The 23084-nt window shown below is 43.8% G+C and carries 23 protein-coding genes; 13 read left to right on the forward strand and 10 right to left on the reverse strand.

The genetic code is table 11. From position 1 onward, the window contains the following. Positions 1-52 precede the first annotated feature (52 nt). From zwf to E5260_RS04055, 4 genes are all read right to left on the reverse strand, one after another. Positions 53-1537 carry a glucose-6-phosphate dehydrogenase gene (gene zwf, locus E5260_RS04040; RefSeq protein ID WP_003642622.1) on the reverse strand — a complete coding sequence of 495 codons (1485 nt, stop codon included), beginning with the start codon at positions 1535-1537 and terminating at the stop codon, positions 53-55. 117 nt (positions 1538-1654) lie between these two features. After that, on the reverse strand, positions 1655-2002 hold the full coding sequence (locus E5260_RS04045; RefSeq protein WP_003642623.1) for an SdpI family protein: 348 nt from the start codon (positions 2000-2002) through the stop codon (positions 1655-1657). 407 nt (positions 2003-2409) lie between these two features. Continuing rightward, on the reverse strand, positions 2410-3354 hold the full coding sequence (locus E5260_RS04050) for an NADP-dependent oxidoreductase (RefSeq protein WP_003642624.1): 945 nt from the start codon (positions 3352-3354) through the stop codon (positions 2410-2412). An 85-nt stretch (positions 3355-3439) separates the two neighbouring features. After that, the gene (locus E5260_RS04055) at positions 3440-3817 is read right to left on the reverse strand and encodes a MerR family transcriptional regulator (RefSeq protein WP_003642625.1); all 378 of its coding nucleotides are present in this window, start codon (positions 3815-3817) and stop codon (positions 3440-3442) included. Between the two features lie 331 nt (positions 3818-4148). Here E5260_RS04055 and E5260_RS04060 point away from each other — a divergent pair, with 331 nt between their 5' ends. Both E5260_RS04060 and E5260_RS04065 read left to right on the forward strand, forming a co-directional pair. Further along, positions 4149-5312: an MDR family MFS transporter gene (locus E5260_RS04060; RefSeq protein ID WP_003642626.1), complete on the forward strand. Its 1164-nt coding sequence runs from the start codon at positions 4149-4151 to the stop codon at positions 5310-5312. A 157-nt stretch (positions 5313-5469) separates the two neighbouring features. Continuing rightward, positions 5470-7062, forward strand: a complete 1593-nt coding sequence (locus tag E5260_RS04065) for a cation:proton antiporter (RefSeq protein ID WP_003642627.1) — start codon at positions 5470-5472, stop codon at positions 7060-7062. A 107-nt stretch (positions 7063-7169) separates the two neighbouring features. Here E5260_RS04065 and nrdI read toward each other — a convergent pair whose 3' ends face one another. Both nrdI and E5260_RS04075 read right to left on the reverse strand, forming a co-directional pair. Next, entirely contained in the window at positions 7170-7655 is a 486-nt protein-coding gene (gene nrdI / locus E5260_RS04070; RefSeq protein ID WP_003642628.1) for a class Ib ribonucleoside-diphosphate reductase assembly flavoprotein NrdI, read from the reverse strand. A gap of 307 nt (positions 7656-7962) precedes the next feature. Next, positions 7963-9330 carry a hemolysin family protein gene (locus E5260_RS04075; protein ID WP_003644710.1) on the reverse strand — a complete coding sequence of 456 codons (1368 nt, stop codon included), beginning with the start codon at positions 9328-9330 and terminating at the stop codon, positions 7963-7965. Between the two features lie 237 nt (positions 9331-9567). Between E5260_RS04075 and E5260_RS04080 the strand changes: the two genes are divergently transcribed. Both E5260_RS04080 and E5260_RS04085 read left to right on the forward strand, forming a co-directional pair. Beyond that, complete coding sequence (locus tag E5260_RS04080) at positions 9568-9909, forward strand: hypothetical protein (protein ID WP_003642630.1); 342 nt, start codon at positions 9568-9570, stop codon at positions 9907-9909. Between the two features lie 28 nt (positions 9910-9937). Next, positions 9938-10357: an Hsp20/alpha crystallin family protein gene (locus E5260_RS04085; RefSeq protein ID WP_003642631.1), complete on the forward strand. Its 420-nt coding sequence runs from the start codon at positions 9938-9940 to the stop codon at positions 10355-10357. Positions 10358-10627: 270 nt separating this feature from the next. Here E5260_RS04085 and E5260_RS04090 read toward each other — a convergent pair whose 3' ends face one another. Continuing rightward, positions 10628-10990: a hypothetical protein gene (locus tag E5260_RS04090; protein WP_003644709.1), complete on the reverse strand. Its 363-nt coding sequence runs from the start codon at positions 10988-10990 to the stop codon at positions 10628-10630. 150 nt (positions 10991-11140) lie between these two features. Between E5260_RS04090 and E5260_RS04095 the strand changes: the two genes are divergently transcribed. The 3 genes from E5260_RS04095 (at position 11141) to E5260_RS04105 (ending at position 13257) form a co-directional block, all read left to right on the forward strand. Next, positions 11141-11665, forward strand: coding sequence for a DUF1836 domain-containing protein (locus E5260_RS04095; RefSeq protein WP_003642633.1), 525 nt, complete (start codon positions 11141-11143; stop codon positions 11663-11665). Positions 11666-11841: 176 nt separating this feature from the next. Beyond that, the gene (locus E5260_RS04100) at positions 11842-12591 is read left to right on the forward strand and encodes a LytR/AlgR family response regulator transcription factor (RefSeq protein ID WP_003642634.1); all 750 of its coding nucleotides are present in this window, start codon (positions 11842-11844) and stop codon (positions 12589-12591) included. 9 nt (positions 12592-12600) lie between these two features. Further along, the gene (locus tag E5260_RS04105; RefSeq protein ID WP_003642635.1) at positions 12601-13257 is read left to right on the forward strand and encodes an HD domain-containing protein; all 657 of its coding nucleotides are present in this window, start codon (positions 12601-12603) and stop codon (positions 13255-13257) included. Positions 13258-13429: 172 nt separating this feature from the next. On the opposite strand, the gene E5260_RS04110 is transcribed toward E5260_RS04105, so the two are convergent. Both E5260_RS04110 and ybaK read right to left on the reverse strand, forming a co-directional pair. Beyond that, positions 13430-14209, reverse strand: a complete 780-nt coding sequence (locus E5260_RS04110; RefSeq protein WP_003642636.1) for a hypothetical protein — start codon at positions 14207-14209, stop codon at positions 13430-13432. Positions 14210-14213: 4 nt separating this feature from the next. Next, positions 14214-14717: a Cys-tRNA(Pro) deacylase gene (ybaK, locus tag E5260_RS04115; RefSeq protein ID WP_003642637.1), complete on the reverse strand. Its 504-nt coding sequence runs from the start codon at positions 14715-14717 to the stop codon at positions 14214-14216. Positions 14718-14841: 124 nt separating this feature from the next. Between ybaK and E5260_RS04120 the strand changes: the two genes are divergently transcribed. The 5 genes from E5260_RS04120 (at position 14842) to E5260_RS04140 (ending at position 21048) form a co-directional block, all read left to right on the forward strand. Then, the gene (locus tag E5260_RS04120; RefSeq protein ID WP_003642638.1) at positions 14842-15567 is read left to right on the forward strand and encodes a GntR family transcriptional regulator; all 726 of its coding nucleotides are present in this window, start codon (positions 14842-14844) and stop codon (positions 15565-15567) included. 14 nt (positions 15568-15581) lie between these two features. Then, on the forward strand, positions 15582-16430 hold the full coding sequence (locus tag E5260_RS04125) for an alpha/beta hydrolase (RefSeq protein WP_003642639.1): 849 nt from the start codon (positions 15582-15584) through the stop codon (positions 16428-16430). A gap of 229 nt (positions 16431-16659) precedes the next feature. Next, entirely contained in the window at positions 16660-19026 is a 2367-nt protein-coding gene (locus E5260_RS04130; RefSeq protein WP_003642640.1) for a phosphoketolase family protein, read from the forward strand. 466 nt (positions 19027-19492) lie between these two features. Further along, on the forward strand, positions 19493-20641 hold the full coding sequence (locus E5260_RS04135; RefSeq protein WP_044432928.1) for a glycosyltransferase: 1149 nt from the start codon (positions 19493-19495) through the stop codon (positions 20639-20641). A 209-nt stretch (positions 20642-20850) separates the two neighbouring features. Beyond that, the gene (locus E5260_RS04140) at positions 20851-21048 is read left to right on the forward strand and encodes a DUF2929 family protein (protein ID WP_003644707.1); all 198 of its coding nucleotides are present in this window, start codon (positions 20851-20853) and stop codon (positions 21046-21048) included. A 162-nt stretch (positions 21049-21210) separates the two neighbouring features. On the opposite strand, the gene E5260_RS04145 is transcribed toward E5260_RS04140, so the two are convergent. Next, on the reverse strand, positions 21211-21531 hold the full coding sequence (locus tag E5260_RS04145; protein WP_003642643.1) for a helix-turn-helix domain-containing protein: 321 nt from the start codon (positions 21529-21531) through the stop codon (positions 21211-21213). Positions 21532-21933: 402 nt separating this feature from the next. Here E5260_RS04145 and E5260_RS04150 point away from each other — a divergent pair, with 402 nt between their 5' ends. Further along, positions 21934-23052: a zinc ribbon domain-containing protein gene (locus E5260_RS04150; RefSeq protein WP_003642644.1), complete on the forward strand. Its 1119-nt coding sequence runs from the start codon at positions 21934-21936 to the stop codon at positions 23050-23052. Positions 23053-23084: the final 32 nt, after the last annotated feature.

Here is a 23084-nt window from a genome sequence, read left to right on the forward strand (position 1 = left end):
GTTGGTAACTGGTTCTTTTAATTAAGCCATTTAAGTGAATACGCTAGGACGGCTAGTTGCGGTAGACCCAGCGGTGACCATCTTGACGTAATAATTCATCGGCCGCATCTGGTCCCATTGTACCAGGGCGGTAGTTTGGAAATTCGGGTTGATGTTCATCCCAGTATTTTTGAATGACGTCAACGAATTTCCACGAATCGGCAACCTCTTGCCAGTGGGTAAAGTTGGTTGCGTCGCCATTTAAGGCATCGTGAAGCAAACGTTCGTAAGCTTCTGGGCTACCAGCCGTGGCTTCAGCATCGTGAGAATAATTCAACTTGACCGGGGTGGTTACGAAGCCTTGGCCGATTGCTTTAGCATTCATGCGGAGCTCGAAGCCTTCAGTCGGTTCAACGTTGATTGTCAAGATGTTTGGATCGAGACTGGTTGCTGCGTCGTCATTAGCTCGGACGTCTTCATGATTGAAGATATTGACGACTGGCCGTTTGAACACCACGTCGATTCGCGTGAACTTATCGGCTAAGCGTTTCCCAGTCCGGATGTAAAACGGCACTCCGGACCACCGATAATTATCGATCATGACTTTACCAGCGACGAAAGTATCGGTGTTAGAATCTGATGAAATCTTATCTTCGTCGCGGTAAGCTTTAGCATCATCGCCGGCACCGTATTGACCACGGACAAAGTTGGTTGCGACTTCTTCTGGTTTAAGTGGTCGTAAGCTCCGTAAAGCCTTGACCTTTTCCACGTCGATATCATTTTCAGTGAATTCAACTGGTTGATCCATTGTTAACAGACTCAAAATTTGCAAAATGTGATTTTGGACCATATCCCGCAAGGCACCGCTGTTATCATAGTAAACGGCCCGTTCTTCGACACCCAGTTTTTCACTTAACGTAATTTGGACATTGTCGATGTAACGGTTGTTCCATAATGATTCCCAAATATTATTGCCAAAACGAATGGCCGTGATATTTTGAATCATTTCTTTACCAAGGTAGTGGTCAATTCGATAAATCTGATTTTCGTTAAAAGTAGCCGTTAATTGGTCGTTAAGTTCCTTGGCACTTTCATAATCATGACCAAAAGGCTTTTCGATAATGACGCGGTTAAAACCGTTATCTGTCAGAATATTTTCGGAACGTAAGTGTTGGGCAATCGTACCGAAGAAGTTTGGTGCCATTGCTAAGTAGAAGATCCGGTTGCCTTGTAAACCATATTGGGCGTCCAGCTTTTCTGATAATTTTTTCAAAGTTCGGTAATGTTCAGCATCAGTAACGTCATGCGATTGATAATAAAAATGGCTCGCAAATTGCGTCACCGTTTCCTGATCAGCATTCAGATCAGCTAGGGAGTCACTAATAACTTCATGATAGTGATCATCAGTCCAAGGACGCCGAGCCGTCCCAATAACGGCAAAGTGGTCCTTGAGATAGCCCTTTTGATAGAGCTTAAATAGTGACGGGTACAGTTTACGCTGTGCGAGGTCACCAGTACCGCCAAAGATGGTGAATAAGGCAATTTTTTCGTTACTCATCAATTTCACTTCTTTACTAAGAATATTTTAAACCAAGTACTTGTTCATAAGCATTAATTCAGATTAAACTACCGTATTAATATTAAACCATACGTGGTGATGGTCAATTATAAAGTACTAATGTTGCGGAGATTTTGGGAACTGGTGTTTCAGTTCACGCTCAGTTGCAACGTTTTGCATGATCAAACCAACCGCTAAGGCGATGGCTTGAAAATTAAAGCTTTGCAATAGCGGAATCTTGAACAGACCACCAATAATCGCGCCGATTAACAAAATGGAAAAGATTTCGATGCCAAACATTGAATAGAAGCGTTGTGCGAACCGCCATGTTTCCTCATTTTCAATCGCGCGTCGCGACATGTAGCCAGCGAGTGAGCGCATCTTAGGCATTCGCACGCGTTGATAGATCCAGAGCAACAGAATCACTAGGAAGCCTAACGCCAAGCCAAAGTTGTTATTCGCCATGTTGTCACCTCAATTGTTGAAAGATTACACCGGTTGGCAGTGTTTAATTATATTATAACAATCATCAGGGGTGGTAGTCGACAATCAGGTTCAAAAACCGGACATTTCAATATTAATTTTTATGGATTGTCGAATTAATATTAGTACGACCTGGTTGAGACAGTTTGAACTTAGTCCAAATTCATCATGGCATCGTGAATTATAACTGGTTGTTAAGTGTGCTGCGAAGTTTAAAGTGATTCATTAAATTAAATTGGTTGGTTTGCTACCAAGTGTGCCATGGCTAATTGGGCCGCTAAAATAAAAATGAACGTTCAGAAGTCCTTCGAACTCTGAACGTTCATTTTTACAGTGGGACTAGCTACTAAGAATGGTGCCGGAAGATATTTATCGAGTAGCAGGATTGGTTAATCCGTCACGTGAATGACGATTTTACCCGTCGTATGGCGACTTTCGATGGATCGATGACCCTTAATGACATTGGCTACGGAGAACGGTAATGTCGCAACGGTTAGCTTCACTTGACCGCTGACAACTAATTGGGCTAAGTCGGCTAGGTCTTGTGATGAGCCTTGGGTGAACTGAAAGGCAACTTTTTTCTGTTGATCATGTTGCTGCTCGTCCGTCGGTTGGCCGGCAATGGTTGCGAGCTGGCCGTCAGCTTTTAGGACCTTGAGACCAGTATCAATATCACCAACGGTGTCAAAAACGGCATCATAGTCGTGCAAGACGGCGGCAGGATCGGTTTCGTGGTAATCAATGACTTCATCGGCCCCTAGGCGAGTTAACAAGTCACGGTGATTAGCACTAGCGGTGGTCGCGACGTAAGCGCCAAAGGCTTTAGCAATTTGAATTGCAAAGAGGCCAACACCACCAGCTCCACCCTGCACCAGAATCTTCTGTCCGGATTGCAGCTTAAGATTGTGCTTCATGCCGTAATAAGCGGTTAGTCCAGCGATTGGCAAAGCAGCAGCTTGATCAAATGATAAGCCTGCTGGGAGATGGGCTAATTCTTTAGTATTAACAGTAATAAATTCACCATAAGTGCCGTTATTAGCTGCGTGGGCAGGCGCGGCGGAACCAAACACAGCGTCACCGATGTTAAAACCAGTGATGGCCTTGCCCATTTTGGTAATGACACCAGCGAAATCCCAACCTAAGACCAATGGAAAGGCCCATAAGTCAGTAAAGGGTGAGGATAGGGCTCCCATCCGGCCAGCAATATCCATGGGATTGAGACTAAAGGCGTGAATCGCAACTTGAACTTCATCAGCTTGTGGTTCGGTCGTGGGCATGTCGACCATCGTAAATTCATCTGCGGAACCGTATTGGTTAATAGCAATTGTTTTCATAATATCGTAACCTTCTTTGATTAAGTGTGCCGTTAGTATAAACTATGGTGTCCACACGATAGCAAGTAAAAAGTAAAAAAGTTGGTTAATGATTTGGAGAAGCTTCAAAGTAAGCAATCTTATGTGCTAAAAACTGATCAGTTGCCTGTAATTGAGCGATTTGCTTTTTCACAGTAGCACGATATGAGCTCAGTTCTTGGATTCGCTGGGCCCGGTTTGGAATGTGGCCGTCACCGCTGAGTAGTTTTAGATCAAGGCCTAATTGCCGAAAAGTGGCAACGAATTGTAGACGCTCTAAATTTTGACGTGAATACTGTCGGTAGTTGTTGTGGTTGCGTGGTACGGGCCCAATCAACTGTTGTTGTTCATAATAACGGAGGGCGTCCTTGGTCATACCGGTGATGACGACAACCTCTTTGGTACTAAATGCCGTTTGTTCGGCTGGAATGGTGAAAAGTCTCATGTCAATTGCTCCTTTTTGACTTTAGTATACACGTGGTCAGTGCTTCTCGGAACAATACTAAAACGGATGAAACGGATCCGCGGAGTGGGGGCCGCATTTAGAATGCACCAAATGGTCAAAGCACGGGCCTAGGCTGCGACTACAGCGTTGCGATTGTAAACAACATGCAGTGTAAGACTTGATGCTAAGCGCGGCTTAAGTAAAAATGATTTCGTAGACTACTCAGCACCTTTTGCGACCTGATTGGTAGGTAAAAACGGTCAGGCGGCGTATACTATTTAGGGTATTGTTTTCTCAATGAATAAACTTAAATCAGAAATGTGGTGAGGAGATGCAAAAAGAAGTTCGGTTACGGTGGCTGTTTCTAGCCAATTTGCTGAATAATGCGGGTGCCGCTTTTATGTGGCCATTAACAACGGTCTACATGCATAATTATCTCAAACAAAGCTTGACGTTTTCGGGAATTATTCTTTTTTTGATGTCGTTGGCTATGATTGCTGGTAACTTTATTGGCGGGCGCTTGTTTGATCACTGGCGACCATATTATACAGCGCTACTTGGTGGTGGTATTTCGACCGCAATTTTAACAACGTTGATTTTCTGGCATAGTTTGTGGCCTTACGCGATTGGCTTGATCATTGTCGGCTTTGGTGATGGTATCAGCATGACAGTCGTCAATGCCTATGCCGCAACGGTAACGACTAGATCCAACCGGTATGTTTTTAACATGCTTTATTTAGCACTCAACGTTGGGGTCGTTATTGGGACATTATTGGTCGGTTACTTGTTGGAACTAGGTATCAATGTGGTGTTCATGGTGGCAACAGTTTGCTACCTTGGTCTTATGACGATTACGCTAAGTACCTTTAACGTCACACCGACTGTTCGGACAGAGAAAGCTGCGCCACAGAAGCGGGATGTGACGCCTAAAAATCACTGTCAATTAATCTGGATGATTTGTTTGATGATTTTCACCATTTATCTGAGTTATGCCTTATGGGAAAGTATTCTTTCCGTGCACATGACCAACTTGGGGATTCCGTTCCGCCGGTATAGTGAAGTTTGGACGATTAACGGGCTATTAATTATTGTGAGTCAGCCGATCGTGGCGTTATTCAACGAACGATTTAAGATTGGCACTCAGATTGGCTTGGGCATTACGCTATTTGCCTTATCATTCTTGGGATTAGTATTTGCCCGGCAATACGTTGATTTTATTTTTATCATGGTGGTTTTAACGATCGGTGAGGTCATTGGCTTACCGATTGCACCCGCCTGGGTCGATGATATGGCGGCTGATGATCAGCGCGGAAAATATCAAGGCCGATACAACATGGCTTTGTCATTGGGACGAGCTGTGGGACCATTGTTCGGTGGCATGATGGTGGCTCAGTTCTCCTACTCGTTATTGTTTATTACGGTGACTATCTTAATGTTAGGTAGTTTGGCGTTAGTCTTGTGGCGCGCCCGGCGAGAACACTTATTAAATGGTTAAGGAGCAGGTGGGCCCCGTGATATTAACAAAGCTTTTAAGGTCAAATGCCTTGAAAGCTTTTTTGATTCTTTGAAAGTGATGATGGAGACGATTGACGATACAATTTGAGCATTATCGGATAGAATAAATGAATTAATTAATAAAATGAGGTGAGTACGTGAATTTGATGGTTTCCAGTTTTATTCTGGTGTTGGCTGCGGTTGTTAGTATTTTTATTTCCCGGGTAATGCCGCAAATATCTGTGAACTACTTGAGTCTGATCGTCGGTATTGGCTTGTTTTTTATTCCAGTTTTGAGCAATCATATTGAAAACTTCAATTCTGAAATCTTTATTGGCCTGATTGTTGCGCCACTCCTGTTTTTTGAAGGACAAGCCACTCGACTGAATGCCGTTGGTAAGGAATTAAAGCACATTATCCAAACGACAGTTGGACTAGTCATTCTTGCCTTAATTGTCGCGGGATTTAGCTTGGCAGGGCTGGGATTAGTCGGCTTGCCGTTAGCTTTTATTCTAGCGGCTATCAGTACGCCGACCGACGCCACGGCAATGGAATCGGTGACGAACGGTTTGGAGATGCCATCAACTGAGGGAACTTTTTTAAAAATGGAGTCGTTGTTTAATGATGCTTCTGGCATCATCTTATTGAACATGGCGGTTCTCTGGTATGCTAATGGCTATATTAACTATGGGCAAACGATTATTGATTTTATTATTTCAGCTGTGGGTGGGGTACTCTTTGGTTTTGTCAGTGCCTGGATCATGGTTCTGTTTCGGCAAGTATTGTTACGCTCTTCGTATAATTCGTTGAATGCGTCGCTGTTGATGTACGTGATTACGCCCTTTATTTTGTATTATGCTGCTGAGGCGATTCACGTTTCTGGAATCATTACGGTTGTGGTTGCGGGATTAGTGCATAATGCGGAAGCCCAACGAAGCCGGTTAATTAATGCACAACAAGTTCATTTTGCTTTTGACTTGGTGAGCATGATTACTGAAATCTTTAATAGCATGGTGTTTGTGGTTCTTGGATTCATGTTTATCAAAATTCTTGTTAACGAACAATTCGGGCATGGGTCCTTGAACTTTTTGTTGATTGGGCTTGTTCTGTATATTAGCAATGTGCTGGTGCGTTACAGCTATGGTCGGTTGCGGTTGAGTTTCAAAAATCGGCCCGCATGGATTTTTGCGTTAGGTGGCGTGCACGGTGCGGTAACGCTGGCCTTAGCCTATACGTTAACCGATACTGCGGTCGGACGTGGTGACTTTAACTTGGTTCTAATGGCTGCCAGTACGTTGATTATTCTGAGTATGGTCGTGCCGACGATTATTTTTCGCTGGTTGCTAAAGCCGGCGTTGACTGATGATGAGGCAACTAGTGAGATTGATCAGATTCGGGTGGCGATGGTTCACCACGCGATTGATACAGTTCAGAAAATGTATTTGCCGTCGAATGTGAAAGAATCCGTCATTTTTGATTTGATGACCCAGAAACAACGGACTAGGACTCGTGATTTTGCGCGTGCCTGGGTTGACGTTGTTCGGCGACCGGAATTTACTGGTGCAGAAAAAGAATTAGAGATGCGAGCATTTATGAATGCACTCGAACAAGAACGGCAATATTTGGATATGATTTCACAACGAGAGGTCAAGTATCAGAAGTACGTTTTTAAATTGTACAATGAAACCTTATTAGCGGAATCACTAGTCATCGGCCCCACAATATTTGATAAGGATAAGGCAACGGAATAGCGTGAAATCGTCGTTACTGAGGCGATTGGTCAACTTCGTGCTGTGAACGCAATCAAGGTCCAAGTTAGCGAAAACTAACTTGGACCTTGATTGTTTGGTTAATTCGATTAAAAGGTTTGATTGTCTAAATAGGCGGCCAAACGGTCTTTCATCACGTTATAGACGCGTTCAGTATCAACGGCAGTCCCGCGAAGCTCATAATCCGCAATCATGTCCGTGTCAAGTTGTTCAGCATAACGCCGAGCGGTTAGACAGTACTGATCGTTAAAGTTACGGTTACCAGAACCAACAACTCCGAGACAGAACCGTGAGTTTTGATCGTAGTTAAGATATTCACCTAACACGTTGGTCATCAATTCCTTAACCCCATTGTCAATGCCGTTACCACCGTCAAGGTAGGTTGGGACAAAGGCGAAGTAGGGTTCAGTCTCAATGGCAAAGTCTGACTGTTCGGTGATTTCTTTTAAGGTAATTAACGGGTTGCTATCATCAGCTGCATGCTGGGTCTTGGCGTAATCCTGCATACCGGTGACAAATGAGCGGGTATTGCCTTCAATGGAGATATAAATGATATTGATTGTTGATTCACTCACAGCAGTTCCTCATTTCTGTTTTACATTAGTTTTAGTTTACGCTGGGCACTACTTAATTGCAAACGACTACGGCTCCGAATCGTCGCAGTTTGTCGTGATAACGGCCGGCTTAAGACAAACTTAATTTTTAGTAGGCTTTCCCTTAAATCAACCGCATCCAATTTATGTACAACAGGTTAGTGGCAATTCACACGACTTATCATATAAAAGTACCAAAGTTGACCAGTTGAAGTTCGCCGGATACAAAAAAATGGCCCCTAAGAAATCAACTTCCTTAAGTGCCATTTTAAGTAGTGCGTGTAAATATTTAGTCTTGTGTTTGATCGTCATTATGATCGTCAGGTGTGCTATCCGTCTGGGCGCTAACCTCAAACCAATTGATATAAGCATTTTCAAAATCAAGCGCTTTGAAATTGAAGTTACCGATTTGAATCGTATCACCGGCTTGGATTTTAGGAAAATTATCCAAAATATAACCGGTCAAAGTGACAACATCGGAATCTTCAAATTCTTGTAAGTCGGTCTTGAAGTAGCGTTCAAAGTCGTAGATGGTCATCTTACCACTGATGCGGTAAGTGCCATCGGCCTGCTTTTCGATGTATTCGTTAGAAACATTGTCGATTTCGTCATTGACGGTTCCGAAAAGTTCTTCGTAAATATCCTTATCAGTGACGATCCCACTGGTCCCACCATATTCATCAACCACGACGACGATCGGCGTTTGTTTGTCGATCATCTTTTGGAGAATGGCTTGAATCGGTGTAGTTTCAGGAATTGTAATGATATTACGCAATAACTTATTGACCCGAATATCATCGTCAACTTCACCTTGGCGAATTAAGTCATAGTTATAAACGTAACCCAGAATCTTGTCCTTATCATTGTTAGCTACGACGGGTAAGCGGCTAAAGCGTTTCTGTAAATAAACGCGAATGGCTTGCTTGACGGTATCGTTGATATCAATCACAACTAGCTGAGTACGGTCGATCATGATATCCTTAGCGATCTTGTCATTGAACTCAAATGCCCGCTCCATGTAAAGGTAATCGTTACGTTCAAGCTCACCGCCAGTTACGGCATTTCGTGATAGGTTAAGAATTTCGGCTTGTGAATAAACATCGTTATCTTCATTCGCAACTGGAATGCCTAACATTTTGACGACGCCAGCTGATGAGACATTCAACAACCATACAAAGGGGTAGAACATCACGTGGAACCACCGTAATGGTGTCGTAATGACCGCCATTACTTTGAGTGGCATGTCGATTGCGATATTTTTAGGCACGATTTCGGTTAAGACCACTTCTAAGTAGGTCAGTAGGAAAACCCCAATGACGATACTAATACCTCGTAATACCGCGGTTGAGACGGATAGGTTGAAGAGGGATAAGAAATCAAGCACAAAGTGTTCAGTTGTTTGTTCACCAATCCAACCTAAAATGATACCAGCTAACGAGACCCCCACTTGGGTGGTTGAAAGATACTCGTTAAGGTTGCGGACCATGTGCAAAGAAGTTGCGATCCGTTTTGACGGTTTATCACGTTTTTTTTGTTCTTCTTCGAGAGCGCTAGGGCGGGTCTGAACGAGTGCAAATTCACAGGCCACAAAGAAAGCCGCGACGAAGAACGTAATGACAATAATGACTAAATTTAAAATTATCTGGCCACTGTCCAAAGAAACATTCCTCATTTCATAATATTAGTTACTTTAAGTATAACGCGAAGTAGCTAATATTATAAGGCTTATCACCCGTTTTGTCAGCCCCCGCGACGGTTAATTAATTGGTCTATCGTAGTCAGCGGGCCTACTGGCAACCCTTTAAGCCCAAATAATGCGATTGCGAGAAAGATGGTTAACGTTTCCAATGAATGGTGCTAAACTAAGGGTATACCAAGTAAAGGGAGATCTTTAATGATGCCAGTAGAAACGAAAACTAAGATTCATGAGGATTCGAAGAAATTGGTTTATCAAGATAGTGATGTCAAAAAAGCGATGGATTTAATTCGTGACCGTGGTTACGTGACCCGTGCAGATTTCAATCAGATGGACGATGCGGATTGGGCGGCCGGTTTTGATCAAAAGATTGAAGCCGCTTTCCTAAAAGTTGAAGGCGAAGACCCGTACATCTACTTCGAACAATTTGATTTCAAGGGTGGCGACATTGATTCGATCATCTTTGATATGGACCAAGTTGGCACGCGTGACCATGCCTTAGATTTACTTGCTGAAGCCATTCACCAACAGGCTTACTAATAATTGATTTGATACGGAGGTTATTGACATGCGCCAGCAATTATTCGGTCATCATCTGGATGATCTACTAAAGCCCACCAAATTATTGAAGCGGGCTCACCGGGAAGCAGAGAACGTCTTAAACGCACACGTTGGGATGAAAACGGACGTGGTTGAACATGACGATGATTACACCGTAACGGCAGAATTACCCGGTTTTGATAAGGACGCTATTACGGTGAAGTATGCTGACGAATGGCTAACTATTCGGGCGCACCGGTCGCAAGACGATCGTAACGATGACGGGCGCGTACTCCATCGCGAACGGATGGACGCGGACTTTACCCGGAAGTTTCATCTAACGAATGTCGTGCGCGAAGAGATTCAAGCGCATTATCAAGCAGGACTGCTGACCGTGACGTTGCCAAAAACCGTTGCGGATAGCGAAGGTAAGATAGAAATACAATAAATAAAAGCATCGTCAGCGAATTCTGACGGTGCTTTTATTCGATACATACACATTGATGGCAACGGATTTTTTTGCACACTTAGGGGTGCTGTTAGCAAGGTGCTGTCTCAACTAGTTGACAGAGCTAGCAATCAGTCGTGACAACCTAGTGAGCACGAATCTGAAAGTCTGTAGCATAACCAGGTACCAATTCAGCGCGGGGTAGTCAGTGAACATCGGTCACCACCTGAGCAGCTTATTAGCAATCATGATGTGATTTAAAGTGCGAGCCTACTTTTGCTCATCAGTCGCATCGTCATTGGTGTCTTCAGCTTTATTAGCGTCCGAGATGCTCATTTGAATCGTACGGGGACGGTCTTTGATAATAACAATCGTCCCATGGCCGAGGAAGTCTTTGGGCCCATCATAGGCCATTTCATATTCATTGGCGAATGAGCCGGATTTTTGAAGTGTCATGAAGAAAATTTTATTGTCTTCGTAGTCGTCACTGAACATGATGGCCATCGTGCTATCAATCAATAATTTCTCTTTGCGCATCGCTTTGAGACGGTCCCAAAGTCCGGCAATCACTGCTTGTGGAATCAATTCTTTAACATCATCACCGACACGGAGCTTTTTGGTCATTTCATACATACTACATAACCTACTTTTCATTTGTATTTGCATTAACCCATAAATGATACCATATTCAGAAATTAATGTGATTTACAATGTCATCTAGTTTACAAGACTAGTTAATCTAGGTATAATTAATGTAACCTATTTATCAGAGGAGGACGCAGCATGGCAGCTAATGAGACTTATGCAGATTGGCAAGCCCGCATGGCAAAGGTGATTCTGCCGAAGTGGATCGAGTTACCGAACTTTGACTTATATATGGATCAGGTCCTATTATTAATTAATGAAACGTTGCAGCCATTAGGTGCTGATCCAGTTACTGCCGCAATGATCAATAATTATGTCAAACATAAAGTGATCTTGTCACCAGTCAAGAAGAAATATCAAATTATGCAATTGGCGGATATTATTGTCATTAGCTTACTAAAACCGAGTTATCCACTGGATAAAATTCGTCAGGGAATCGACCAAGTGACTGCGACTGGCTATCCCAAGCGAGCTTACGACAATTTTATTACGGTATTAACGAATCAACTTCATCATCCCGATGATCCAATTACGATTTCTGATCAGGATCTCAGTCACAGTTTAACAACCGCAGCGGCTCAACTGATTGTTAATAAATTGCGCACGGATGAATTATTGCGACTTAATCAAGTACAGACCAAGCCACAACAAATTGAAAAATAAGCTGAATGCGGTGGACCAAGTAATGTCAGTTATTTGGTCCATACGCGTTTTTTTGGTTGCTGGAATGGCGGGGCTTTAGTATCATATAAAATGATTGTAAGCAATTTAAATTGGGATAGAGTGGATCAACAGTGGTTTGTTTGTTAATCTGCTTTACATTGGGAAGAGTGATTGATATGAAGGTGTTTATCAGTGACGATCAAGAACAACAGCGTCTCTGGTTAAACGACATCATTACGGCACAGCTGGAGGCATTGCACTTTAATTATGAGTTAGTCTCAGTATGGCAGCCGACCGATGTGTTAGCGGCGGTAAAGGATGGCGGCGGACCAAATCTTTATTTTTTAGATATCGTTTTACAACGCGAAATCAATGGCATTCAATTGGCCTCTAAGATTCGTGATTATGATCCTGATGGGTTTATTGTCTATGTGACGGTGCGTGATGACATGATCCCGGATACGTTGAGTGCGATGACAACACCAACCGGGTTTATTTCAAAAACAAATATGTTCGATAAGGCAAAGTTTGTGCCAGAAGTACAAAGAGTCCTACAAGTCGTAAAAAAACGGTTAGGTATGTTACAGCAATCTGCTGAACCGACTTTAACGATTCGAAGTGGTGCGTTATTATTAACGCTGAAGCTTAAAGATATCATCTACTGTGAGAAGGAACATGGGCTGCGGACCACGCGAATCGTGACGACGACCCAGTCCTATGTCGTACATAAGAATTTAAATACGATTAAGGAACAACTGACAGCGATGCATTTTTTTAATGAGTTTCAAAGTTATGCCCTCAACCTTGACCATGTGATTACGGTTGATTTTAATAAGGGCGTGATTAGTATGGACAATCATGATCACTTGACCTTTAGCCGGGGAACGATCAAGAAGTTACGGGCGTACTACCAGACCCAGGGATAGGATGAGTGTATGATAACTGAAACACAATTAACGGCAATTCAAACGTATGCTTTGCAAAAGCTTGCTCACGATCATAGTGGGCATGGTCGCGATCATTTGCAGCGGGTCAACCGGCTAGCACGCCGGCTGGCAAAAGCCGAAGGGGCGAATTTAAATCTGACTTTAGCGGCAGCTTGGCTTCATGATGTGATCGACGATAAATTGATGGCCGACCCAGCGAAGGCGCATCAAGATTTGATTGATCAATTGAACGCGCAAAATGTTACGGCTGCCGATCAAACGGCTATTTTTGCAATTATTGATCACATGTCATTCAGCAAATCCTTCAACGGCCCTCAAAAATTAAGTCTTGAAGGGCAAGTCGTTCAGGATGCGGATCGGTTAGACGCGATTGGCGCTATCGGGATCGCCCGGGCGTTGTATTATTCAGGTCATGTCGGTGAAAAAATCTATGACCCGGCAATTGCGCCACGTGAACATATGACGCGTGAACAATATCGACACCAGCCCGGCACGGCTATCAATCACTTCTATGAAAAGTTGTTCAAGTTAGCAGCTCTCATGAATACGGATACTGCCAAAGCACTGGCAGCCCACCGGACAGCGGTGATGCACGAGTTTGTTGACCAATTTAAGGCTGAGTGGACGGCGGATGATAAGGCGTAATGGCATCCCTACGTCTAGTTGAATCACTAGTTCTTTGAGCTGAGATCATGTTATCAGATGATGCAATTACCATTTATATTGGCTAACGAAAAAGGCCATCACAAGAATGTATCGTGAATTCTTGTGATGGCCTTTTTAGCCCTTATTCTGGTTTTAAAGCTGGCAATCCAAATCAGGCACGGTTGGTCAGAAGATGGGTTACCAACATGACTAGTAGGGACACGAGTAGTGAGTAGCCCAAGATAATGGCGACCATTAGTCCCCAAGTAACTAACGTATGGATCCAACCGGTGATACCGATGAACGTCAGTAAGGTAGTCAGCACGATAATGATGCCGATGGTGCTATACAACCCGATCGCACTATTCTGATAGTCAGCGGGACTTAGATCGAAGCCACCAATCACAATGACGAGGGTTAGAAAGAGCAACATTAATAGTTGCCACCAACTCGTTGGCGTACTGGTTAACGCGTGAAAACTTGCAGCCCATTGTGGTTGTTCGGGTGTATCAGCTAATTTGAAGATGGCTTGAAATAGGCCAGGAGCGAGTAGCCAGTCTAGTCCAAGGAGTGCCGCTGTGCATCCGAAGATGGGGGCGACACCAATGAACAGGTTACCAATGACTTGATACCGGCTGTGCCGATTCCAAGTATGGTTAACATAGCCTAGTGCCAGATCATCCGCCGACTCATCTTCAGGATGGAGGTGAGGGCGTTTGAGCAGCCGGACCGATTGGATGCCGTGGCGAAAAATCAGTGCGAGGATTAGATGGCTAAGCTCGTGGATGATGATGCCCAGAAAGCCACAGTAGACCTGACTGTTAATACCGTAGTGGTTGACCAGATTCGCTTTGGTTTGTCGGTTGATAATCGTCAGTGACCAAGCAAATAGTCCGGGTAAACCAATGATGACCAGCAAGACGATGCCGTTATTCTTGATCAAGTTATCCACGGGGCTACTCCGTTATTGGACCAAAAGTGCCGTGCACGAGCTTGCGTAGATCATCAGCGTCGATTTCAATTGAACGCCCGATTTTACCCGAAGATACGAGAATCTTACCTTGCTGCTTAGCGGTCTCGTCTAAGTAGATGGGAAACTTCTTAGTTTCCCAAATACCAACTGGTGTGTTGGCGCCGTGTTGGTATCCGGTAGTCCGTTCCAAGTCCTTTAATGGAATCATGCCAACTTTTTTGTTGCCGGATAGCTTAGCCAATTTTTTATAGCTGAGGTGCTCATCTAACGGCAAGACGCCGACGACGGGACCGGTCTTGTTACCAATCAGCGCTAAGGTCTTGTAGATATGATGTTCGTCAACACCGAGGTGGTCGACTTGTAATTGTTGAACGTCGCCTTCCGTTTCGGTTGGGAATTCATATTGTTGATAGCTGATATTTGCTTTATCCAAAATCTTTTCAACAAGTGTTTTACCTAATTGATCTTTTTTCTTCTTTTTTGACATTATTGTTAACCTCACATTTATTAAAAATACGGTCCAATTTTATAAATGGACCGGAACAATTCACCCAAACGCCATTAATTCTGCTATACTTGAGGTATGAAATAACCTCAAAGGAGGGATTACAATGGCTGACCTAGTTTATCAACAAGTCATCAATGATCTCAATAAACGGATCATGGCGAATGAATTTGTTGATAAGAAGCTTCCAGATGAACGTAGTCTTAGCGAACAGTATCAGGTAAGTCGTAGCTCGATTAAGCGCGCGCTTAACGTGCTAGCCAATAAGGGCCTGATTTTCAAGAAGCGGGGTTCGGGAACGTTCATTAATCCATTATATCTTAAAAATCAATCTTCGTTTAAGTATGAAGGAACTAACCTAGGAATTACGGACAGTTTAAATACTGAGGGTGCTAAGCCCAGTATTCAATTATTAGACTTTCGCGTCATTCCTGCAAGTCAAGAGTTGCAACAAGACTTATTTTTAACTGCTGACGAGTTTGTTTATGAAATCAAACGGCTGCGATTACTGGATGACCAGCCTTTCATGATTGAAAGTGGCTATATTCCAATCAAGCTTGTGCCCCAGTTGAACCGACAAGTGGTCAGTGGATCGATCTTTAATTACGTGCAAAAGACCTTGCACGCCGCAGTGACCAAATCATTCTTATCGATTGCGGCCGATGCGTCCAATACGACTGATCAAGAGTTGCTACATTTGCAGCCGAATGAACCGGTGGGCCTGATGAGTGGGATCTTCTTTTTAGATGATGGGACACCCTTTGAAGTGTCTAATATGCGATTACATTATCAATATATGAAGTATACAACGTTTGTGTCAACGAATAGTTAGGAGTCTGAGGTGTCATGGCACTGATTCGTATTAATTTTATGGCGGCTAGTTTACACCGGACCGTTCCCCTGATGGTGTGTTTACCAACTGATAAATTGGTCCCAGATGAGCAGGGCGTGCCGCGCCCGATTCAGGGTCCGTTTGCCACCCTGTACTTATTGCACGGTATCTTAGGTAGTGAAGTCGACTGGATTAGTGGCACACGAATCCAGCGCTGGGCCGACGAACGGAACCTGGCTGTCGTGATGCCAGCGGGCGAGAATAGTTTCTATACTGATCATCCTTGGTCTGGGGAGACGTATAGTCAATTTATTGGTCAGGAATTGATTGATTTTACACGCCGGACGTTTCCACTATCACACCAGCGTGACCAAACTTTTATTGGCGGATTATCAATGGGTGGTTACGGGGCGCTGTATAACGGACTAAAATTTCACGATACTTTTGGGGCCATTGTGAGTTTATCAGCCGGACTGAATGTGCGACCCGGAATGGAAAAGTTACCGGCAAAGCCTCAGTGGTTTGCGGAAACAGTCGCATATCAGCATGGCGTTTTTGGCCCAGATCTAGCAGCTGCTGGTCATTCGGAATTAAACCTGCAAGTGCTCGTAACTAATTTACTGGCAGCTCACGTCGTTTTACCCGCGATTTTTATGGCGATTGGCGATCAGGACGGCTTAAAGTCAGCGAATGATGAATTTGATCATTTTCTAACGACCAAAAAAGTTTCGCATGAATATTTGGTCGGTTCTGGAGCGCACGAGTGGGATTTCTGGGACCGCTATCTATTAAAAGCACTGAACTGGTTGCCACTAACTAATCAGGGCGCCGGTGTTAATTCTGGGCATATTAAAGCTAATTGATGGGCTGCTTCAATCATTCTGTGTACAAATTATTAAAAAATATATTAATCTAAAAGCAGGGTGTCCCAAGGGATGAGCCTTGTTTTTTTGTTTTAATTTATAAAATTGGACCGTTCCAATTAACAAAAAGGTTGATTTTTTGAAATGAGTTGTTAAAATAGAACTTGTAAACGAAAACATTTAAACAGTTAGCGTTCAAGTGAAAAGCAAATTAAGGAGTGTTTTTGAAATGACAACAGATTACTCATCACCAGCATATTTGCAAAAAGTTGATAAGTACTGGCGTGCTGCCAACTACTTATCAGTTGGTCAACTTTATTTAAAAGATAATCCACTATTACAACGGCCATTGAAGGCCAGTGACGTTAAGGTTCATCCAATTGGTCACTGGGGGACGATTGCCGGTCAAAACTTTATCTATGCCCATCTTAACCGGGTCATCAACAAGTACGGTTTGAAGATGTTCTACGTTGAAGGTCCAGGTCATGGTGGTCAAGTGATGGTTTCAAACTCTTACCTTGACGGTACTTACACCGATATTTATCCAGAAATTACGCAGGATGTTGAAGGGATGCAAAAGCTCTTTAAGCAATTCTCATTCCCAGGTGGGGTTGCTTCCCATGCGGCACCTGAAACACCCGGTTCAATCCATGAAGGTGGCGAACTTGGTTACTCAATTTCACACGGGGTTGGGGCAATTCTTGACAATCCTGACGAGATCGCCGCGGTTGTTGTTGGTGATGGGGAATCCGAAACGGGTCCATTAGCAACTTCATGGCAATCAACGAAGTTCATTAACCCAATCAACGACGGGGCTGTTTTACCAATCTTGAACTTAAATGGTTTTAAGATTTCTAACCCAACGATTTTTGGTCGGACTTCTGATGCTAAGATTAAGGAATACTTCGAAAGCATGAATTGGGAACCAATCTTCGTTGAAGGTGACGATCCTGAAAAGGTTCACCCAGCCTTAGCTAAGGCCATGGATGAAGCCGTTGAAAAGATCAAGGCAATCCAGAAGCATGCTCGCGAAAATGACGATGCGACATTGCCAGTATGGCCAATGATCGTCTTCCGCGCACCTAAGGGCTGGACTGGTCCGAAGTCATGGGACGGTGATAAGATCGAAGGTTCATTCCGTGCTCATCAAATTCCGATTCCTGTTGATCAAAATGACATGGAACATGCGGATGCTTTAGTTGATTGGCTCGAATCATATCAACCAAAAGAACTCTTCAATGAAGATGGCTCTTTGAAGGATGATATTAAAGAAATTATTCCTACTGGGGACAGTCGGATGGCTGCTAACCCAATCACCAATGGTGGGGTCGATCCGAAAGCCTTGAACTTACCAAACTTCCGTGATTATGCGGTCGATACGTCCAAAGAAGGCGCGAATGTTAAGCAAGATATGATCGTTTGGTCAGACTATTTGCGGGATGTCATCAAGAAGAATCCTGATAACTTCCGGTTGTTCGGACCTGATGAAACCATGTCTAACCGCTTATATGGTGTCTTCGAAACCACTAATCGTCAATGGATGGAAGACATTCATCCAGATAGTGACCAATATGAAGCACCAGCTGGCCGGGTCTTAGATGCTCAGTTATCTGAACACCAAGCTGAAGGTTGGTTAGAAGGTTACGTCTTAACTGGACGTCATGGGTTATTTGCCAGTTATGAAGCCTTCCTACGCGTTGTGGACTCAATGTTGACGCAACACTTCAAGTGGTTACGTAAAGCCAATGAACTTGATTGGCGTAAAAAGTACCCATCACTTAACATTATCGCGGCTTCAACTGTATTCCAACAAGACCATAATGGTTATACCCACCAAGATCCAGGTGCATTAACTCATTTGGCCGAAAAGAAACCAGAATACATTCGCGAATATTTACCAGCCGATGCCAACACGTTATTAGCTGTCGGTGACGTCATTTTCCGGAGCCAAGAAAAGATCAACTACGTGGTTACGTCAAAACACCCACGTCAACAATGGTTCAGCATTGAAGAAGCTAAGCAATTAGTTGACAATGGTCTTGGTATCATTGATTGGGCAAGTACGGACCAAGGTAGCGAACCAGACATTGTCTTTGCAGCTGCTGGGACGGAACCAACGCTTGAAACGTTGGCTGCCATCCAATTACTACACGACAGTTTCCCAGAGATGAAGATTCGTTTCGTGAACGTGGTCGACATCTTGAAGTTACGTAGTCCTGAAAAGGATCCGCGGGGCTTGTCAGATGCTGAGTTTGACCATTACTTTACTAAGGACAAACCAGTGGTCTTTGCTTTCCACGGTTACGAAGACTTAGTTCGTGACATCTTCTTTGATCGTCACAACCATAACTTATACGTCCACGGTTACCGTGAAAATGGTGATATTACCACACCATTCGACGTACGGGTCATGAACCAGATGGACCGCTTCGACTTAGCTAAGTCGGCAATTGCGGCGCAACCAGCAATGGAAAACACTGGTGCGGCCTTCGTTCAATCCATGGATAATATGCTTGCTAAACACAATGCCTATATCCGGGATGCCGGAACTGACTTGCCAGAAGTTAATGATTGGCAATGGAAGGGTTTAAAATAAGCAGTTAAAATCTTAATTTGAAAATAGCGTTGCTACTGGCTTGTGCCTCCAGTAGCAACGCTATTTTTGTGCGCTATTAATTGTGTCGATTGGATACTGTCAACTCAGCATGGGCGACTTATTTCAGATTGCGTGTATATCAAGCAATACTAGTGGTATGTCAACAAGTGCTGATTGGTGCTGGAATGTAGCCTATGACGTCTTAATCAGAACCTAGCTAACTGACGTTTAATCAAGAAGCAACTTGCAATGACTAGCATAATGTGAATTGTGAGCATATTTTAATTGGTTTTTAATTATTCCTGTTATAATAACGCTACCTAAGCTGATACTAGTGATGGTGATTAGTTAAGGATGAACGGGTCTGACGCAATCAGCTCAGCCTAACATCGTCGATTCCGGTTCCATGAACCGAGTTTATGTGGAAAGGAGCGACTGGTTGTTTAATCGCCAGTCAACGATGCTAATGAAAATTTTGATAACAGTCGAGAATTTAGTGATGGATGGTGTCAAACGAGCGGCGACGGTCCTCGGCAATGCGTTGACCTCGCAAGCCGAGGTTGCTTTTTACTCCTTGGCCCAACCCCGGTCTTTCTATGAACTGAGCGCACCGCTTATCACGGCGCGCCGGCCTGCAAGTGCGACGGTACTTAATTACTTTGGCGCTGATCCGTTGACCGTTTATGCGCCTCAAATAGATGATTTACTCACGACGATTGGGTCGGGAGCTTACGATGCCGTTATTCTCCCGGGAGGTTTACTGACGAGTTTTGCTCCGGCAATCAAACAGCGTTTTCCACGGGTCAATGTCATTGCGTGGATGCACAATAATGTTGATATCTACCTCAATCAGTATTACGTCCAAATGCAAGATGAACTGGTCGCAGGGCTCTTAGCGGCTGATACGGTCGTGACATTGACCGATTATGATTGGGAAGGCTACTCACGTTTTAACGCCCATACGGTCAAGTTCTATAATCCACCGACCATGCAAGCTCATGGTCAGCAGGCCGACTTGGCGCAACATATCATTGCCTACACTGGTCGTATTGACCTGCAACATAAGGGGCTCGATTATTTGTTGACAGTTGCGCGAGCCTTGCCCGATGATTGGCAAATTGCAGTCGCAGGGACTGGTCCCGAAGACCAATTAGCGACGTTCAATCGGTTGATGGCTGAACTCGATGTTCGTGACCGCATTATTTATCGGGGTGCGCTGAAAGATACTGAGTTACGGGCGCATTATCAACAGGCGAGTGTCTTCATGATGACTTCGCGTTGGGAAGGGATGCCATTAGTTATGGGGGAAGCGATGACGATGGGGTTACCGATCGTCTCAATGTGGAATACTGGCTCAGCCGAGTACTTGCAGGGTGGCCAGTACGGTGTGTTGACTCCGGCCCGCGATGTTAATGCTCTGATTACTGGCTTAATGCCACTGTTAACTGATTTTGACTGTCGCGCTGAATATGCCGCGCGCGCTCGGCAACGCAGTCATGACTTTACCTTGAGCAAGATTGTCCGGCAGTGGCTGGCACTATTGAATCGCCAATATGTTCCGCAAACGGTCGTCGAATCAAATTGGCCTGCGGATTTGAGTAGTGGGGGACATTAGCCTGTCATAGCGGTCATGATAATCGCTCAGTACTTAGGACCTGAATGGTCGGTGCTGAGCTTTTTTGTCATTGATGGTGGGGATTTTCTTTGGATAGAACTATTATATAAAAGTTATGAATTCTATTAATCAATTTGCAAACGCGTGACGACTTTGATACACTCAATCAAAAGGTCAGCCGTGCCTGACCGCATTGGAGGAGCTTGCTATTGAAGACAACGTGGCTGGCTAGTTTACTAGTCACAATCTTTTGGGGCGCCGTATTGGGGCTCGTTGTAACGTATTTAGGTGGGGCGATGGTCGAGGCTTTGACCGCCACCCCCATCGTTCGTGAACCATTCAAAGCCATGGCGGTGGGTATCATATTGGCAGTGATGAGTGGGTTATTAGTGACAACGCACCATTAAGAACTGTATGCTGGCTTTAAGGGCGCTTAGCCGACCGTTAACAAGCTTGATAAATTAAAAATGATTCGCCTTCTTGTCAGAGGAAGGTGAATCATTTTTTAGTGTAGATGAATCACGGGGTTCAATGGTGAACTAACTGTCCGGAGTGCGTTGCGCAAATGCTCACGATTTGGATAGTCGGAGTAGTTTGAGTAACGTACCGGCAAGTTCTTCACGTTGATGGGCTGGCAGATCACTCAGGTAGTCGAGTAATGCAACAACATTAGGTGATTGGAGAAGCTCGTCGCGAAAGAAGTCCGCTATTTTTAAATTCAGAGTTTCAGCGATTGCGGTCAAACTTTGTAGTTTAATGTTATCGACCTTACCACGTTCGAGTCGAGAAATTAGCGAGATTGAAACATTCGATTGTTCGGCCAATTGCTCGATGGTGATGCCGTGTTGCTGTCGGCGTTGCCGAATGATTTTGCCTATCTCGGTTAACATGGGAATCCTCCTTAATCCATTAAGCGTCTTAGCACTAATTTTAGAGGTTTCGCTATGCTTGAAACAGAGCTGTAAGTACCTTATAAGTACCGTTATAAGGTCATTAAAGCTTTTGATACGTGATGCTAATTAAATCACGTTACTTTGCTTTCAGTTATCGAACTCATGCTGAATTTGTGATCCGTTGAATGTGACAAAGCAATTATTAGGTTACGGTTAATGATAAAATAGCAACATACTATAAAGGTCTTTAAATACTTCTTTTAGTCGTATATAATGTTATTAAAGCTTTGTTATAACGCTATTAAATAATTAGTATAGCTTGCAAAGCAGAATAGAAATCAGAGTGTTGGGAGGAGCTTATTTCATCGGATGTCAAATTAATGGAGGAGTGTACCAAAAATGAAAATATGTCCAAATTGTCAGCATGAAAATGAGGCTGATAATGTTTTTTGCGAAAATTGCGGAGCGGATCTGACTCATATTGACAGTGCTGAACGAACGCAAGCCAGTGGAACGGAGCAGAAACTCGGGGATTCAAGGCAATATCAAGCTCATAAACCAGCTAAGACGCAGCAATCAAGGTGGTTGCGAATCAGTGGAAGCGTGCTCGCAGTCGTCATTATTGTGGGAGGTGGATTTGGGTTTTATCAATATCACACTGGTAAAAATCAGCAGATTGCCGCGGAAGTCGAAATGATGACTAGTAATAAGCCCACGACATTGTCGAAACACTTAGTTAGCGATAATACTGGGTTAAAAATCACAAAACAGTCCGTAAAGCCCTTAATGACCTATATCCAAAAACATCCCCAGTACGCACAAGATCTGAAAACAGACTTACAACATAACGGTTATTCTAGTGATCACACGTTTGTTGTTAAGCAAATCGGAACTAAGTGGACACTATTCCCAACTTACAAATTACGCGTCACCACGATGCAGCCGTTAATCACGACCAATCTAAAAAATGCCACACTGGAAGCAAATGACATCGAATTGGTGACCACCGAAAGTGCGCATACCACTTATAAGGTTGGTCCGCTGTTTCCGGGGACCTATATGTTTAAACTAAGTAATTCTGACACGACAATCACGCACAAGGTTAATCTGATGGGGCACGCGAACGTCCATGAATTAATTTCGTTAGTTGCGAATAAAAAGGCAGCGACAACGTCAACGGCGAATACTGACACCAAAGCTACCACTGCCAGTGATGAATCAGACTCGAGTTTAATCAACAGCGAGAGTGAATCGCAGAGTGGTACGGGCAGTGCTTATGATGATTTGTCTAGTTCAGCTCAGACAGCTGTGTCAGAAATTGCCGCGGCTACCGGTGGGGATATTAGTGATTATGATTATACGGCGAGTGAACCACACACGGATGTGTATGAAATTAAATGCTATGTTAGTGGTACTAATGATTTAGCAGATACTTATCGATATGATGATGTTAATGATATTCTAGCGCGCTACAACACGAGTACCGGTAAGTTTGAAACGGTAGATTCAAATGATTAACGAGAAATTTATGATTAATTTGGAGGATGTTT

The sequence above is a fragment of the Lactiplantibacillus plantarum genome (genome assembly GCF_014131735.1).
GTDB classification, from domain to species: Bacteria; Bacillota; Bacilli; order Lactobacillales; family Lactobacillaceae; genus Lactiplantibacillus; species Lactiplantibacillus plantarum.